Below are 15,069 nucleotides of genomic sequence, written 5' to 3' on the forward strand. Positions count from 1 at the left end.
ACACATCCAGGCGTCGTCCGCCCCGCTCCGCGCGCGGGCCACGGCCATGCCGGCAGGATGCCGGCCGACGCTCCCTCGTCCCGCCGTCGCGGCATCGCCCGAGCGGCACTCCAGCAAGGAATGCTGCCATGACCCAGGAATTTCCCGCGCCCAGCCGGCCCAATGCCGCCGCCGCCTATCGCCGCCGGTTGACGGCCAAGCAGATGGAGGCCGAGGTCTTCGTCCGCGCCAACCGTGCCATCCGCGCCGCCGACATCGCCGAGCCGCTGCCGAGGGCCCGCGCCATCGCCGACAACCGCCGGCTCTGGGAGGCCGTGCGTAGCGCCGTGCTGGATCCGACCAACGCGCTGCCCCCGCCGCTCCGCGCCCAGATCGCCGGGGTGGCGATCGCCGTGCTGCGCGAGTGCGACGCGGCCTCGCCCGATCTCGACTTCGTGGCCGAGATGAACGACCTCTTCGCCGCCGGTCTCTGGCAATGAGCGCCGTCGCCATGGCCGCGCCGGTCGCCGCGCGCCTCGCCGAGCAGGCGCGCCTCCTCCTCCGTGACGGCCGGGCCGAGGAGGCCCTGCCGATGCTCGATCGCCTCCTGCATCTCGGCGTGCCCGGCACGGCGGCGCTGCGGGCGGAGGCGATGCTGCTGCTGCGCCGCCTCGAGGAGGCCGAGACGGCGGCCGATGCCGCCCTCGAGGAGTGCGCGGACGCCGCCATGCGCGGTCTGCGCGCCCGCATCCGGCTGGCCCGTGGCGACCAAGCCGGCGCCGTCGACGATGCCGCCGCCGCGGTGATGGCGAAGCCGGGGGACCGGCCGGCCCGGCTGCTGCTGGCCTCCGCCCTGCTCGAGGCAGGCCGGCATGACGAGGCCATCTGGTTCCTCGGCGAGGCCTGGCGCGCCGAACCCGGCAACGCCACGCTGCAGCTTCGGCTCGGCCAGGCCTTCCTGCGCGCCGGCCGGTACGAGGCGGCGAGCGAGCTCTTCACGCATTGCGAAGCCGCATCCCCCTGGACGCCGGGCGTCGCGGCGCTGCGGGCCCAGGCGGCGCTGCTCGCCGGCGATGCCGGAGCGGCGGCCGACCTCGCCCGTGCCGCCCTGGCGCGCGGCATCGTCGATGGCGCGGTGCACAGCGTCCTCGCGCATGCCCTGGTCAACCTCGGCCGCCTGGAGGAGGCCGGCCCGCATTTCGCGGCCGCCGCCCGGCTGGCGCCGGACGATCCCTATATCGCCCATCTCGCGGCGGCCGCGGCCGGCACCGCGACCGGCCGCGCCCCGGAGGGCTATGTGACGGCCCTCTTCGACGGCTATGCCGCGCATTTCGAACCCGCCCTCCTCAGCCTCGGCTACCGCGTCCCCGGCCTGATCCGGCGGGCGGTGGAACGGCTGCGGCCGCAGGCGATGACCGAGGGGCTGGGCCCGGTGCTCGATCTCGGCTGCGGCACCGGCCTCGTCGGCGTGGCGCTGTCGGATCTGCTGCGCGCGCCGCTGGTCGGCGTCGATCTCTCCCGCCGCATGCTGGACCAGGCCGCCGCCAAGGGTCTCTATGCCGAGTTGCGGCCGGCCGACCTCACCGAGGCGCTGCGCCGGGACGAGGGCGCCTATGCCCTGGTCACCGCGGCCGATGTCTTCTGCTACTTCGGCCTGCTGGAAGCGCCGCTCACCCTGTGCCGGGAGCGGCTGGCGCCGGGCGGCCTGCTGCTCTTCAGCCTCGAATGCGCCGGGCCGGGCGAGGCGTGGCGGCTCGGGCCGGAAGGCCGCTACCGGCACGCGCCGGACTACGTGGCCGCAGCCGCGGCCGCGGCCGGGCTGCGGCTGCTGGAATGCCGGCCCGAGGCGCTGCGCCGCGATGGCGAGGCCACCGTGCCCGGCCTGCTGGTCGCGGCCGAGGCGCTGGTGCACTGAGATGCCGGCGACCGATTGCGCGACGGACGAGGCCGCGGCCACGGAGCAGGGCGCCTGGCGCGCCGGCCTGGCCCTGCTGGCGGGCGGCGACGCGGCGGCGGCCCTGCCGCTGCTGCGACAGGCGGCCGCGGCGGGGGAGGGAGGCGGCCTCGCCCTGCTCAACCTCGGTCTCGCCCTGATGCAGCTCGGCAGGCTGGAGGAGGCGGAGGCGCCGCTGGCGCGGGCCGCGGCGATGCTGCCCGGGCATCCCGAGCCGCCGTTCCGCCTCGCCACCCTGGCCGGGCTGCGCGGCGAGGCGGATCGCGCCGCCCGCCTCTTGCTCGCGGCGCTCGCCAGCGATCCCGGCCACGTCCCGGCCCTGGCCGCCCTGGCCATGCTGGAGGAGGGGGCGGGCCGGCTGGAGGCTGCCTCGGCCCTGATCGCGCGCGCCCGGATGATCGATCCGGCCGAGCCTGAGCTCGACGTCGTCGCCGCCCGGCTCGCCCTGGCGAGGGACGAGCCGGGGGCGGCGCTCGATGCGGCCTCCCGGGTGCTGGCACGGCGCCCGGCGCATCTCGCCGCGGCCCGGCTGCTCGCCCGCGCCTGGCTGCGCCGCGATGGGATGGCGGCGGCGCAGGCCGGCATCGCCGCCCGCGCCATGGCCGAGCCCGAGGCCGCCGGCTGGGCGATCGCCGCGGCCGAGCTGCACGCGCTCGCCGGCCGGCCGGGCGCCGCGCTCGCCGAGCTGCGCGCCGCCCTCGCCCTGGCGCCGGAGACGACCGAGCTGCAGGCGGCGCTCGGCGCCACCCTCGCCGAGGCCGGCCGCGACGCGGAGGCCGAGCCGCTGCTGCGCGCCGCCATCGCCGCGCATCCGGGCGAGCTCGATCTCCGCAACCGCCTGGCGACGGTGCTGTGGACGTCGCACCGGGTCTCGGCGATGCTGGAGGTGCTGGAGGAGGCGATCCGCGCCTTCGGTCCGCAGCCCATCCTGCTGCTGAACCAGGCCCTGGCGCTGAATGCCCTCGGCGAGCAGCAGGCGGCGCTGGCCGCGGCCGAGCAGGCCGTCGCGCATCCCGCCGGCGGCGTGGAGGCGCTGATCACCCGCATGGCGGTGCAGCCCTATCATCCGGAGCATGGCCATGCCGCGGCGCTGCTCGAGTCCGGCCGCGCGGTCGCCGCGCGGCTCGGCCCTGCCGCGGCACCGCCCGCGCGGCCGCGCGATCCGGAGCGGCGGCTGCGCATCGGCCTGCTCTCCGGCGGGCTCGGCCGGCACCCCGTCGGCTGGCTGACCCTGGCCGGGCTGGAGGCGCTGCCGGAGACCGGGTTCGAGCTGGTGGCCTACAGCCTGAAGCCGCGCCAGGATGCCCTGGCCAGCCGCTTCCGCGCCCGCGCCACCCTCTGGCGCGAGGTCGGGGCGCTCGAGGACGCGGCCATCGCCGCGCAGATGGTCGAGGACGGCATCGACCTGCTGCTCGATCTCGGCGGCTACGGGGATGGCGGCCGGCCCGGCGTGCTGCAGCGGCGGCCGGCGCCGGTGCAGGTCAAATGGGTTGGCATGCAGAATGGCAGCATGGGCCTCGACGGCATCGACTGGATGCTGACGGATGCCTGGGAGACGCCGCCCGGCTTCGAGCGCTTCTACGCCGAGCGGCTGCTGCGCCTGCCGGATGGCTATGTCTGCTATCTGCCGCCTGCCGTGGCGCCACCCGTCGCACCGCTGCCGGCGATGGCGCGTGGCCATGTCACCTTCGGCTGCTTCAACAACCTCGCCAAGGTCACGCCGCGCGTGCTGCAGGCCTGGGGCCGCATCCTGGGGGCGTTGCCGGAGGCGCAGCTCGTGCTGCGCACCCATGCCCTGGCCGAGCCGGCGACGCGCGAGCGGCTGCGCGCGCGCATGGTGGTGGCGGGCCTGCCGGTGGAGCGCGTGACGCTCGCCGGCGGCGTGCCGCATCAGAGGCTGCTCGCCGCCTATGGCGAGGTGGATATCGCGCTCGATCCCTTATCCCTATGCCGGCGGCCTCACGGTCTGCGAGGCGCTCTGGATGGGGGTGCCGGTGGTGGCGCTCGCCGGTGACAGTTTCTGTGCCCGGCACGCGGTGAGCCATCTCTCGAATGTCGGGCTCGCGGATTGGGTGGCGCGGTCTGAAGCGGAGTATGTCGCGCTCGCCCTCGCGCGGGCACGCGACCTGCCGGGCCTGTCGGCGCTGCGGGCGGGCCTGCGGGCGCGTGTCGCGGCCTCGCCGCTGACCGATGCGCCACGCTTCGGCCGGGCGCTCGCCGCCGCGCTGCGCGATGCCTGGCGCGACTGGTGCCGGTCCGACGCGGCGGGTTGATCCGCTGCGGTCGTCCGGGATTCCGGGACCATCGTGGGCAGGGCTCGGACGCAGGCAGGGTCCGGGCCTGCCCTGGCGTGGCCATCTGTCGTCTTCGGGCCGAGCATCGGTTGGTCCAGCAGGAATGCACGCGATGCTTGTTCCCTGCGGCATCCCTGCAACCGCGGCTGTGGCCGTGCTGCCCGCCGCGGCCCGGGCGGTCACGAATTGTCGGAGGACACCGGCGGAGCGCCGCAGGAGCCGGAACCATTCCCGGCGCAAGGCTTTTCCTCCTGGCCGGGCGTCACGCCTCCATCGCGGAAACGGTCCTGCATCGGCGGCCCGTCCGGGCCAGGACTCTGGCACGGTTGCCCCTGGAAGGCCTCACGCGGCAGGATCGCGACAAGGGTGGCCCCGGGGTGATCACCGCAGGCGGGGCACGGCGCCATGCGATCCTGCCGCTCGACTGTCAGGGACGGAAACACCAGGAGCGCGCATGAATCTGATTCAGACCCGTGGGCCCGCGGGCAGCACCGCCCCGATCGAAGCGCGCTATGCCGCGGTCAGGGCGAGGACCGAGGCCTTGGCGGCGCCGCTCTCGGCCGAGGACCAGTGTATCCAGTCGATGCCCGATGCCAGCCCGGCGAAATGGCACCGCGCCCACACCACCTGGTTCTTCGAGACCTTCCTGCTGATCCCGAACCTCGCCGGCTATCGGCGCTTCGATGAGCGCTTCGGGTTCCTCTTCAACTCCTATTACGAGGCTGCCGGGCCGCGGCATGCGCGGCCGCAGCGCGGCATGCTGACCCGCCCCCCGGCGGAGGCGGTCACCGCCTATCGGGCGCATGTCGACGCGGCCATGGCGGAGCTGCTGCGCGATCTGCCGCCCGAGGCGCGTCCCCTGGTGGAGCTCGGCCTGCAGCACGAGGAGCAGCACCAGGAGTTGCTGCTGACCGATATCCTGCACGCCCTGTCGCAGAACCCGCTGTTGCCCGCCTACGATCCGGACTGGCAGGAGCCGCGCGCGGCGACCGGTCCGGCGCGGTTCCTCGACCTGCCGGAGGGGGTCGCCGAGATCGGCCATGGCGGCTCCGGCTTCGCCTTCGACAACGAGACGCCGCGGCACCGCACCTGGATCACCGGCTGCCGCATCGCGGACCGGCTGGTCAGCAATGCCGACTGGCTCGCCTTCATGGCGGATGGCGGCTACCGCAGCCCGATGCTCTGGATGAGCGATGGCTGGGCCGCCTGCGCCGCCGAGGGCTGGGAGGCGCCGATGCACTGGCACCGCCGGGAGGATGGCTGGATGCAATTCACGCCCGGCGGATTGCGGCCCCTGGAGCGGGCCGCGCCGGTTCGGCACATCTCCTGGTACGAGGCCGAGGCCTTCGCCCGCTGGGCCGGCAAGCGGCTGCCGACCGAGATGGAATGGGAGGTGGCGGCGGCGCTGCCCGGCTTCCGCGATGCCGCCGGCATCGGCTGGCAATGGACCAACAGCGCCTATCTTCCCTATCCCGGCTTCCGCCCCTGGGAGGGCGCGGTCGGCGAGTACAACGGCAAGTTCATGATCAACCAGATGGTCCTGCGCGGCGGCTCGCTCGCCACGCCGCCTGGCCATGCCCGGCCGAGCTACCGGAACTTCTTCCCGCCCGGGGCGCGCTGGCAGTTCAGCGCCCTGCGCCTGGCGGAGGATGCGGCATGAGCGGCGCGCTGCAGCGCGACGCGGCGGAGGCGCAGCGGGCCGCCCTCATTGCCGATGCCCTCGCGGGCCTTTCCGCCCCGCGCAAGACCCTGCCCTGCAAATGGCTCTACGACGCCGAGGGCGCCCGCCTCTTCGAAGCCATCACCCGCCTGCCCGAATACTACCCGACGCGGACCGAGACCCGGATCCTGACCGAGCAGGCCGGCGCCATCGCCGAGGCCGTCGGGCCCGGCGCCGCGGTGGTGGAGTTCGGCCCGGGGGATGGCGCGAAGGGCGCGCTGCTGGTGCGCGGCCTGCAGGTGCCGGCCGCCTATGTGCCGGTCGACATCGCGCCGGAATGGCTGGAGGCGGCGGCCGCGCGCGTCGCCGAGGCGCGGCCGGGCCTGCCGGTCCTGCCCGTGGTCGCGGACTTCACCCAGGCCTTCGCGCTGCCGCGCCGGCTCGGCCCGGCGCCGCGCCTTGGCTTCTTCCCGGGCTCGACGATCGGCAATTTCGAGCCGACGGAGGCCGCCGCCTTCCTGCGCCGGGCGCGCACCACGCTCGGGGCCGGGGCGCGCCTGCTGCTCGGCGCCGATCTGGTGAAGGAGGCCGCGGTCCTCGAAGCCGCCTATGACGATGCGGCCGGCGTGACGGCGGCCTTCGACCTCAACCTCCTGCATCGGCTGAACCGCGAGGCGGGGGCGGATTTCGATCCCGCCGGGTTCCGCCACCGCGCGGTCTGGAACCCGGCGCTGGAGCGGGTCGAGATGCATCTGGTGGCGCTGCGGCCGCAGCAGGTGCGGCTGGCGGGGCGCGTTTTCCGCTTCGCCGAGGGCGAGACCATCCACACCGAGAGCAGCCACAAATACCGGCCCGAGCGGCTGCGGGCGCTGGCGGCGGCGGCGGGGTGGCAGGCCGAGCGGATGTGGACCGATCCGGCACGCCTCTTCTCGGTCTGGCTGCTGCACGCCCGGTGACCTGATGCGCTCCCCCGGGCGCCAGCCCCGGGGGAGCGCGGCCTGGGCTGATGACGCCGTACCACGAACGCGCCGCGCCGCCCGGCACCACATCGGCCAGGGCGGGGACGGCCGGCAGCGCCTCGGGGCGCGCCGCGGTCGTCACCGCGAGCGGGCGCAGCCGGCCGGTCGGCCGCGCCGCGGGGAGCTTGCCTCGGGCCTGGGCGCCAGGCCGGCCATCGGCGGCCTTCGTGCCGGGGCGCATTCGGCGGTAGCCTGCCGCCCATGACCCGCACCGAGATCGCCAGCCATCGCGGTGGCGCCTTCCTCTGGCCCGAGAACAGCCTGCTCGCCTTCCGCCAGGTGCTTGCCCTGCCGGCCGAGCAGCTCGAGATCGACGTGCATCTCTCGGCCGACGACGCGGTGGTGGTCATGCATGACGCGACGCTCGACCGCATGACCGACGCCACCGGCCCGCTGCGGGCGCAGCCCCTGGCCGCGCTGCGGCGCCTGCGCGTGAAGGGAACCGGGGGCGAGGCGCCACCCACCCTGGCCGAGGCCGTGGCCCTGACCTCCCGGGCGGGGCGCATCCTGCGGCTGGAGGTGAAGGCGGATGCCGAGGGGCGGCCCTATCCCGGCATCGTCCCGGCCTGCCTCGCCGTCCTGGATGCGGCGGCGATGCGCGGGCGCTGCGTGGCCATGAGCTTCCAGCCGAGCACGGTGGCGGCCTTTGCGGCGGCCGGCGGGCTGCGGCGGCGGGCGCTGCTGCTGGAGGCGCGGTCCTGGCGCGGCATGGGCGTGCCGGGCGCCCTCGCGCTCGCCCGCGGCTGCGGCGCCGAGGAGATCGGGCTGCCCGTCGAGGAGCTCGATGCGGTGGCGGTGGCGGGCATCCGGGAGGCCGGGCTCGGGATCGGGGCCTGGGGGGTGAACCACGCGGCGACGATCCGCCGGGCGATCGGGCTCGGCCTCGACACCATCACCACCGACGACCCGCCACTGGCCCTGGCCCTCCGCGGGCGCTGAAGGCCGCCGCGCCGGATCGCCCCGCCCGCCCCGGGTCGGTGCCCGGCCACAATAATACGCCCTGCGGTTAGGCTCCCGGTAAGCATCGTCATTCACCGGCAAGGCTGCGAACCACGTCACGCATCCGGCACGGCACGCCCCTGGCGCGTCGCTGGCATGCGCCTCGGGCCGGAGAGCGAAACCCGCGCATGAGACTTGCCCACAGACCGGCGCCCGGCCGCAGCGGACCTGCCGCAGTCCTGTCGGAAGCCGAGCTTCGGCGCCGGGTCATCGAGGCGCCGGCCGATGCCGAGGCCTGGGCGCAGCTCGGCCGGCTCTGCGGCACTGCGGGCCGTCCCGCCGAGGCTGCCGCTGCCTTCCGCCAGGCGATCGCCGCCGGGGCCTCGCCCCTGGCCCTCGCCCTGCCGCTGGCCATGGCGCTGAGCGAGGCGGGCGAGGCCGAGGCCGCCATCGGCGTCGCCCGGGCGGCGCGGGCGAAGCGGCCGAAGGATGCGGTCCTCGCCAACCTGCTCGGCGTGATGCTGCGGCGCGGCGGGCAGCTGCCCGAGGCACGGGCGGCCTTCGAGGCGGCGCACCGCCTCGATCCGCGCTCCGTCTCGCCCTGCCAGAATCTCGGCAACCTGCACGACCAGTGCGGCCGCTTCGCCGAGGCTGCCGCGGCCTATCGCGCCGGCCTCCGCATCGAGCCGCGCAACGGCCTGCTGCACCGGCTGCTCGGCCGGGCGCTTCGCCTCGGCGGCGATCCCGCCGCGGCGGTGGCGAGCTTCGAGCGCGCCATCGCCTGCGGCGCCGACGACCTCGACACGTTGACCGACCTGATCGGCTCGCTCCTCGAGCTCGGCGAGACGGAGCGGGCCATGGCCGCCCTGGCCCGGGCCCGCGCGCTGCGGCCGGAGAGCGTGCCGCTGGCGGTCCTCGAGGCCCGCATCGCCTATCGCCTCGGCCGGCGCGACGAGGCGCGGGTGCTGGTCGAGCGGGCCCTCGCCGCCAGTCCCGGCGATGTCGAGGGCGTGCTGCTGCTGGCCCGGCTGCATGGCGAGGGCGATCTGCAGGCGGGCAACGAGGCCCTGCGGCGCGGCCTCGCGGCGCAGCCGCAATCGGCGCGGCTGCTGGCGGCGCTCATCGAGAACCTGTCGCGCAGCCGCCACGGCGACGAGGCGCAGAACCTGCAGGAGGGCTACGAGCTCGCCTGCCGGCTGCTGCAGGCGGCGCCGGGCCGGCTCGGGGCGCAGGTCCGGTCGCTGCGCAGCATCTTCCTCCGCTGCCTCGACCATGACCGCCTCGATGCCTGCGGCCGGCTCGAGGACCTGGCGCCGCGCTGGGTGGCGGAGGGCGAGATCGCGGCGCTGCACTACGAGCTCGGCCGGGTCGAGACCCTGGAGGACCGCCGGCGCCTCCTCGGCTGGCACCGCGACTGGGGCCGGCGGCTGGCGGCCAGGATCGCGCCCGTCGCCCGGCCGGCGACGCCCGCCCTCGCCACCGGGCGGCGGCTGCGCATCGGCTTCATGTCGAGCGACCTGCGCGACCATCCGGTGACCTATTTCGCCATGCCGCTGCTGGAGCGCTTCGACCGCGAGCGGGTCGAGGTCTTCTGCTACTCCTTCTTCGAACGCGAGCGCGACCCGGTACAGGCCCATATCGAGGGCCAGGTCACCGCCTTCCGCTGGTGGCCGCGCCGGCCCTCGGCGGAGATCGCGGCCGGCATCGCCGAGGACGGGCTCGACATCCTCTTCGAGCTCGGCGGCAGCACGGCGATGAACCGGCTCGACGTCATGGCCTACCGCCCGGCGCGGATCGGCGCGAGCTGGCTGGGCTACCCGCATTCCGCCGGGCTGGAGGCGATCGACCACATCTTGGTCGATCCCTATCTGCGGCCCGCCGATCCGCGGCTGCTGATCGAGCGCCCCTTCGAGCTGCCGGAGAGCTGGGTGGCGCTCAGCCCGCTCGGCTTCCGCGAGGTGCCGATCGCGGAGGGGCTGCCGGAGGAGCGGCAGGGCTGCCTCACCTTCGGCACCATGAACAACCCCTACAAATTCACCCGCGCCTGCCTCGATGCCTGGGCGGCGGTGCTGCGGGCGGTGCCGGGCTCGCGCTTCCTCCTCGTCCGGCCGGAGGCCCGCACCCCGGCCTTCGTCGCCAATATCCGCGCCGCCTTCGCCGCCCGCGACGTCGATCCCGACCGCCTCGCCTATGTCGGCCTGCGCGGCCAGCACCTGCCGCATTACAACGCCATCGACATCGCCCTCGACAGCCTGCCGCATGTCGGCGGCACCACCACCTGCGAGACCCTCTGGATGGGCGTGCCCTGCGTCTCCCTGGTCGGGCCGGGCTTCCCGGAGCGGCTCAGCTATTCCAACCTCAGCAATGCCGGCCTCGGCGACCTCGCCGTGTTCAGCCCCGAGGCCTACGTGGCGACGGCCGCGGCGCTGGCCGCCGACCGGCCGCGCCGGCGCCTGCTGCGCCAGGGGCTGCGGGCGATGATCCGGCGCCACCCGCTCGGCCAGCCGGACCGCTTCGTGCGGGCCTTCTACGCCAAGGCCGAGGAGGTGGCGCGGGCATGAAGGCGGTGATCCTCGCCGGCGGCCGCGGCACCCGCCTCTCGGAGGAGACGACGCTGCGGCCGAAGCCGATGGTCGAGATCGGCGGCTGGCCGATCCTCTGGCACATCATGAAGATCTACGCCGCGCACGGCGTCACCGACTTCGTCATCTGCCTCGGCTACAAGGGCTGGCAGATCAAGGAATACTTCCTGAACTACCGGCTACACGCCTCGGATCTCTCGATCGACCTGGCGGCCGGGCGGGTCGAGGTGCTGCGCCCCTGCGCCGAGCCCTGGCGCATCGCCCTGGTCGATACCGGCGAGGACAGCATGACCGGCGGCCGGCTGCGCCGCATCGCCCCCTATGTGGTCGACGCGCCGGCCTTCTGCATGACCTATGGCGATGGCCTGGCCGATATCGATATCGGCGCGCTGATCCGCTTCCACGCCGCGCATGGCCGGCTGGCCACCGTCACCGCGGTGACGCCGCCGGGGCGCTTCGGCGCACTGGCGCGCGACGGCGCCGCGGTGCGGGCCTTCCTCGAGAAGCCGCCCGGCGATGGCGGGGCGATCAATGGCGGCTTCTTCGTCCTCTCGCCCCGGGTGCTCGACCGCATCGAGGGCGATGCCACGGTCTTCGAGGAGGAGCCGCTGCAATCCCTGGCCGGCGAGGGCGAGCTGATGGCCTATGACCATCCGGGCTTCTGGCAGGCGATGGACACGCTGCGCGACCGCACCCAGCTCGAGCGGCTCTGGGCCGAGGGCCGGGCGCCCTGGAGGTGCTGGTGATCCCCGCCGCCGATTTCTGGCGCGACCGCCGCGTCCTCGTCACCGGCCATACCGGCTTCAAGGGGGCCTGGCTCACCCTGCTGCTGCGCCGGCTCGGCGCCAGCGTCACCGGCCTCGCCCTGGCGCCCGAGCCCGGGCCCAACGCCTTCGAGCTGCTGCGCGCGGCGCCGCTGCTCGCCGCCGACCACCGGGCCGATCTCCGCGACGGCGCCACGCTGCGGGCGCTGCTGCGGGCGGCGCGGCCGGAGATCGTGCTGCACCTGGCGGCGCAGGCCTTCGTCGGCCGCGGCCACCGCGAGCCGGCCGCGACCTTCGCCGTGAACCTGACCGGCACGATCCATCTGCTCGAGGCGCTGCGCGACCTGCCGGGCCTGGCCGCGGCCCTCGTCGTCACCTCGGACAAGGTGTACCGCAACGACGGCAGCGGCCGCGCCTTCCGCGAGGCGGACCCGCTCGGCGGCGCCGATCCCTACAGCGCCTCCAAGGCCGCGGCGGAGATCGCGGTCGCCGCCTGGCGCGCCTCCTTCGGCGCGGCGCTGCCGCCGATCGCCACGGCGCGCGCGGGCAACGTCATCGGCGGCGGCGATTTCGGCGCCGAGCGCCTGGTCCCCGACCTGGTGCGGGCGCGGCAGGCCGGGGCGGCGCTGCGGCTGCGGCGGCCGGAGGCGACGCGGCCCTTCCAGCACGTGCTGGACGTGCTGCGGGGCTATCTGCTGCTCGCCGAGCGGGTGGCGACGGGGGATGCGCCCATGGCGGTGAATTTCGGCCCCGAGGATGGCGAGGTGCGGGTGCGCGACCTGATCGGGATCTGGGGCGAGGCCACCGGCGCGCCCGTGCCGTGGGAACAGGACAGGGGATCGCCCATGCCGGAAGCGCCGCGTCTCGGCCTCGATTCCCGCCTCGCGGCGGCCGCCCTCGGCTGGCGGCCGCGCCTGGCGACGCCGGCGGCGATCGCCGAGACCGCGCGCTGGTACGCGGCCTGGGCTGCCGGGGACGACCTGCAGGCGCAGGCCTTCGGCGCCATCGACCGGCTGGTGCTGGCATGAGCGGCGCGCGCCGCGTCGCCGCCTGCCGGGCCTGCGGCGGCAGGCTGGGGCCGGTCTTCTGCGACCTCGGCAGCCAGCCGGTCGCCAATGCCTATATCCGGCCGGAGCAGGCCGGCCTGGCCGAGCCGGTCTTCCCGCTGCGCGCCGTGGTCTGCAGCGCCTGCCGGCTGGTGCAGCTCGACACCGTGGTCGATGCCGAGGGCATCTTCGCCGACTACGCCTATCTCTCCTCCATGTCCTCGACCTGGCTGGCGCATGCCGCGCGGTTCTGCGCGGCGATGACGGTGCGGCTCGGCCTCGGGCCGGCCAGCTTCGTGGTCGAGGTCGCCAGCAACGACGGCTATCTGCTGCGCAATTTCGTGGCCGCCGGCATCCCCTGCCTCGGCATCGAGCCGGCCGCGAATGTCGCCGCCATGGCCCGCGCCGCCGGCGTGCCGACCGAGGCGCGCTTCTTCGGCCGCGCGGCGGCGCGCGACCTGCTGGCGGCGCGCGGCCGGCCGGCCGATCTCGTCATCGCCAACAACGTGCTGGCGCATGTGCCGGATCTCGACGACTTCATCGGCGGCCTGGCGCTGCTGGCCGGGCCCGCCGGCACCGTCTCCATCGAGGCGCCGCACCTGGTGGCGCTGGTCGATGGCGTGCAGTTCGACACCATCTATCACGAGCACTACGCCTACTGGTCGCTGCTCGCCATGGAGGCGGCGCTGGCGTGGCACGGCTTGCGCGTCTTCGATGTCGAGCGGCTGCCGACGCATGGCGGCTCGCTGCGCGTGCTCGCCACCGCCGCCCGGCGCGAGGCCACGGCCGGGCTGGGCGCGGTGCGGGCGGAGGAGGCGGCGCGCGGCCTGGGCGGCGAGGGTTTCTATGCCGGCTTCATGCCGCGCGTGCAGGCGGTGCTGGAGGGGCTGCGGGCCTGGCTGGCCGAGGCCGCCGCGGCGGGGCGGCGGGTCTGCGCCTATGGCGCCGCGGCCAAGGGCAACACGCTGCTGAACGCAGCGGGGGTGACGGCGGCGCAGATCCTGGCGGTGGCCGACCGCAGCCCGGAGAAGCAGGGCCGGCTGCTGCCCGGCAGCCGCATCCCGGTGGTCGCGCCCGAGGCCATGCTGGCGCAGCGGCCCGACGAGATCCTGATCCTGCCCTGGAACATCGAGGCGGAGATCGCCCGGCAGCTGCGCGAGGCCGGCTATCGCGGCCGCTTCGCCATCGCCGTGCCGCATCTCGCGGTGCGGGACCGGGCGGCGTGAAGTTTCAGGCGACGCCGTTGCCGGGCGTGCTGGAAGTCCTGGCGGAGCCGGCCGTGGATATGCGCGGCCGCTTCCTGCGGAGCTGGTGCGAGGCGGAGTTCGCCGCGGCCGGGATCGACTTCCGCCCGGTGCAGGCCAGCATCTCGGAGAACCGGGCGCGGCACACGCTGCGCGGCATGCACTGGCAGGCCGCGCCGGCGGCGGAGCGCAAGCTGGTGCGCTGCCTGCGCGGCGCGGCCTTCGACGTCGTTATCGACCTGCGGCCCGCATCGCCGACCTACCGGCGCTGGTATGGCATCACGCTGTCGGCGGCGGAGCACAATGCCGTCTTCATCCCGCAGGGCTGCGCGCATGGCTTCCTCACCCTGGGCGAGGCGTGCTGGCTGGAATACCTGATCGACGCGCCGCATGCGCCGGAGGCCGCCCGCGGCCTGCGCTGGGACGATCCGGGCATCAGCATCGCCTGGCCGGCCGCGCCGGCGGTGATCTCGGCGCGCGATGCCGCCTGGCCGGACCATGGCTGAGCGGCTGCTGCTGACCGGCGCCTCGGGCTTCGTCGGGCGGCAATTGCTCGGGCCGCTGGCGGCCCGCGGCTTCGAGCTGCATGCGGTGGCGCGGCGGCCGGGCGCGGGCCTGGGCCCGGGCGTGGATGCGGGCGTGGATGCGGGCGCGGCGCATTGGCATGCCGTCGATCTGCGCGACGAGGGCATGGTGCGTGCCCTGCTGCGCGACATCCGGCCCGGCCTGCTGCTCCACGCCGCCTGGGAGGTGACGCCGGGCCGCTTCTGGACGGCGCCCGAGAATGCCGACTGGCTTCGCCTGTCCCTCGCGCTCGGCGAGCAATTCGTGGCGCAGGGCGGCCGGCGCCTGCTCGGCCTCGGCAGTTGCGCCGAGTATGACTGGGACGGGGAGGGGGTCTCCCCCTGGGCCGAGACGCGGCGGCTCGTCCCGGCGACGCCCTACGGCCAGGCCAAGGCGGCCCTGGCGGCGGGCTGGGCGGCGCTCGGCGAGCGGCAGGGGGTCTCGGTGGCCTGGGCGCGGCTGTTCCACCTCTTCGGCGCCGGCGAGGCGGCGGCGCGGCTCGTGCCCTCGGTGCTCCGGGCGCTGCGCCGCGGCGAGCCGGTGGAGATCGGCTCCGGCCGGCCGGTGCGGGACTTCACCGACACGGCGGCGATCGGCCGTGCCCTGGCGGCGCTGGCGGCGCTGGCGGCGAGCCCGGTGACGGGGCCGGTCAATGTCGCCTCCGGGGCGCCGGTGACGATCCGGGCGCTGGTCGAGCGGCTGGGGCGGCTCGCCGGGCGGCCGGAGCTGCTCCGCCTCGGCGCCCTGCCGGACCGGCCCGGCGAGCCGCCCGCGATGGTCGCGGCCGTGGGCCGGCTGCGCCGCGAGGTCGGCTGGACCGAACGGCCCTGCCTGGCGCGCGACCTGGCGCGCCTGGTCGCCGACGAGGCGCCCGTGGCCGGCTGAGAGCGGGTGCGCGCAGTCCCGACCTGCGGCCCGCCGGCCGAGCGCCCGAACGGGCGCCGCCGCACATGCGGCGAAGCCAAGCAACTGTCTTTTGTGTGAATGTGGTGTTTTAGGCTGGGGCGTAGGGTTTGTTGTCGCG

Annotated in this window: 13 protein-coding genes; all 13 read left to right on the top strand. The window is 75.4% G+C overall.

The features are described from left to right. Positions 1 to 128: 128 nt before the first annotated feature. The 13 genes from DOO78_RS22300 (at position 129) to DOO78_RS22365 (ending at position 14,930) form a co-directional block, all read left to right on the top strand. A complete protein-coding gene (locus DOO78_RS22300) occupies positions 129 to 479 on the top strand; it encodes a flagellar biosynthesis regulator FlaF (RefSeq protein ID WP_111472095.1) in 351 nt (116 codons plus the stop codon). Further along, positions 476 to 1,894: a tetratricopeptide repeat protein gene (locus DOO78_RS22305; protein ID WP_111472096.1), complete on the top strand. Its 1,419-nt coding sequence runs from the start codon at positions 476 to 478 to the stop codon at positions 1,892 to 1,894. Before DOO78_RS22300 ends, DOO78_RS22305 begins: the two co-directional genes overlap by 4 nt. A gap of 1 nt (position 1,895) precedes the next feature. After that, positions 1,896 to 3,947: an O-linked N-acetylglucosamine transferase family protein gene (locus tag DOO78_RS22310; RefSeq protein ID WP_165839034.1), complete on the top strand. Its 2,052-nt coding sequence runs from the start codon at positions 1,896 to 1,898 to the stop codon at positions 3,945 to 3,947. Next, positions 3,916 to 4,206 (top strand): O-linked N-acetylglucosamine transferase family protein, encoded by a 291-nt coding sequence (locus DOO78_RS22315; protein ID WP_165839035.1) that lies wholly within the window; start codon positions 3,916 to 3,918, stop codon positions 4,204 to 4,206. The genes DOO78_RS22310 and DOO78_RS22315 overlap by 32 nt, the downstream gene beginning before the upstream one ends. A 475-nt stretch (positions 4,207 to 4,681) precedes the next feature. Further along, positions 4,682 to 5,887, top strand: a complete 1,206-nt coding sequence (egtB, locus tag DOO78_RS22320; RefSeq protein WP_111472099.1) for an ergothioneine biosynthesis protein EgtB — start codon at positions 4,682 to 4,684, stop codon at positions 5,885 to 5,887. Then, a complete protein-coding gene (gene egtD, locus DOO78_RS22325) occupies positions 5,884 to 6,843 on the top strand; it encodes an L-histidine N(alpha)-methyltransferase (RefSeq protein ID WP_111472100.1) in 960 nt (319 codons plus the stop codon). Before egtB ends, egtD begins: the two co-directional genes overlap by 4 nt. 264 nt (positions 6,844 to 7,107) lie before the next feature. Further along, entirely contained in the window at positions 7,108 to 7,845 is a 738-nt protein-coding gene (locus tag DOO78_RS22335; protein WP_111472101.1) for a glycerophosphodiester phosphodiesterase, read from the top strand. Positions 7,846 to 8,033: 188 nt separating this feature from the next. Beyond that, positions 8,034 to 10,406 carry a tetratricopeptide repeat protein gene (locus tag DOO78_RS22340; RefSeq protein ID WP_111472102.1) on the top strand — a complete coding sequence of 791 codons (2,373 nt, stop codon included), beginning with the start codon at positions 8,034 to 8,036 and terminating at the stop codon, positions 10,404 to 10,406. Beyond that, positions 10,403 to 11,173 (top strand): glucose-1-phosphate cytidylyltransferase, encoded by a 771-nt coding sequence (gene rfbF / locus DOO78_RS22345; RefSeq protein ID WP_111472103.1) that lies wholly within the window; start codon positions 10,403 to 10,405, stop codon positions 11,171 to 11,173. Before DOO78_RS22340 ends, rfbF begins: the two co-directional genes overlap by 4 nt. After that, on the top strand, positions 11,170 to 12,219 hold the full coding sequence (gene rfbG, locus DOO78_RS22350) for a CDP-glucose 4,6-dehydratase (RefSeq protein WP_243634735.1): 1,050 nt from the start codon (positions 11,170 to 11,172) through the stop codon (positions 12,217 to 12,219). Before rfbF ends, rfbG begins: the two co-directional genes overlap by 4 nt. Next, entirely contained in the window at positions 12,216 to 13,463 is a 1,248-nt protein-coding gene (locus DOO78_RS22355) for a class I SAM-dependent methyltransferase (RefSeq protein ID WP_111472105.1), read from the top strand. Before rfbG ends, DOO78_RS22355 begins: the two co-directional genes overlap by 4 nt. Further along, positions 13,460 to 13,987, top strand: coding sequence for a dTDP-4-dehydrorhamnose 3,5-epimerase family protein (locus DOO78_RS22360; protein ID WP_111472106.1), 528 nt, complete (start codon positions 13,460 to 13,462; stop codon positions 13,985 to 13,987). The genes DOO78_RS22355 and DOO78_RS22360 overlap by 4 nt, the downstream gene beginning before the upstream one ends. Then, positions 13,980 to 14,930, top strand: a complete 951-nt coding sequence (locus DOO78_RS22365; RefSeq protein WP_165839036.1) for an NAD-dependent epimerase/dehydratase family protein — start codon at positions 13,980 to 13,982, stop codon at positions 14,928 to 14,930. The genes DOO78_RS22360 and DOO78_RS22365 overlap by 8 nt, the downstream gene beginning before the upstream one ends. Positions 14,931 to 15,069: the final 139 nt, after the last annotated feature.

It is taken from the genome of Roseicella frigidaeris, assembly GCF_003258945.1.
Lineage (GTDB): Bacteria > Pseudomonadota > Alphaproteobacteria > Acetobacterales > Acetobacteraceae > Paracraurococcus > Paracraurococcus frigidaeris.

Coding starts and splice junctions, on each gene's coding strand:
- DOO78_RS22310 (WP_165839034.1), top strand. CDS start 1,896: ATGCCGGCGACCGATTGCGCGACGGACGAGGCCGCGGCCACGGAGCAG.
- DOO78_RS22335 (WP_111472101.1), top strand. CDS start 7,108: ATGACCCGCACCGAGATCGCCAGCCATCGCGGTGGCGCCTTCCTCTGG.
- egtD (WP_111472100.1), top strand. CDS start 5,884: ATGAGCGGCGCGCTGCAGCGCGACGCGGCGGAGGCGCAGCGGGCCGCC.
- rfbF (WP_111472103.1), top strand. CDS start 10,403: ATGAAGGCGGTGATCCTCGCCGGCGGCCGCGGCACCCGCCTCTCGGAG.
- DOO78_RS22300 (WP_111472095.1), top strand. CDS start 129: ATGACCCAGGAATTTCCCGCGCCCAGCCGGCCCAATGCCGCCGCCGCC.
- DOO78_RS22355 (WP_111472105.1), top strand. CDS start 12,216: ATGAGCGGCGCGCGCCGCGTCGCCGCCTGCCGGGCCTGCGGCGGCAGG.
- egtB (WP_111472099.1), top strand. CDS start 4,682: ATGAATCTGATTCAGACCCGTGGGCCCGCGGGCAGCACCGCCCCGATC.
- DOO78_RS22340 (WP_111472102.1), top strand. CDS start 8,034: ATGAGACTTGCCCACAGACCGGCGCCCGGCCGCAGCGGACCTGCCGCA.
- DOO78_RS22305 (WP_111472096.1), top strand. CDS start 476: ATGAGCGCCGTCGCCATGGCCGCGCCGGTCGCCGCGCGCCTCGCCGAG.
- DOO78_RS22315 (WP_165839035.1), top strand. CDS start 3,916: ATGGGGGTGCCGGTGGTGGCGCTCGCCGGTGACAGTTTCTGTGCCCGG.
- DOO78_RS22365 (WP_165839036.1), top strand. CDS start 13,980: ATGGCTGAGCGGCTGCTGCTGACCGGCGCCTCGGGCTTCGTCGGGCGG.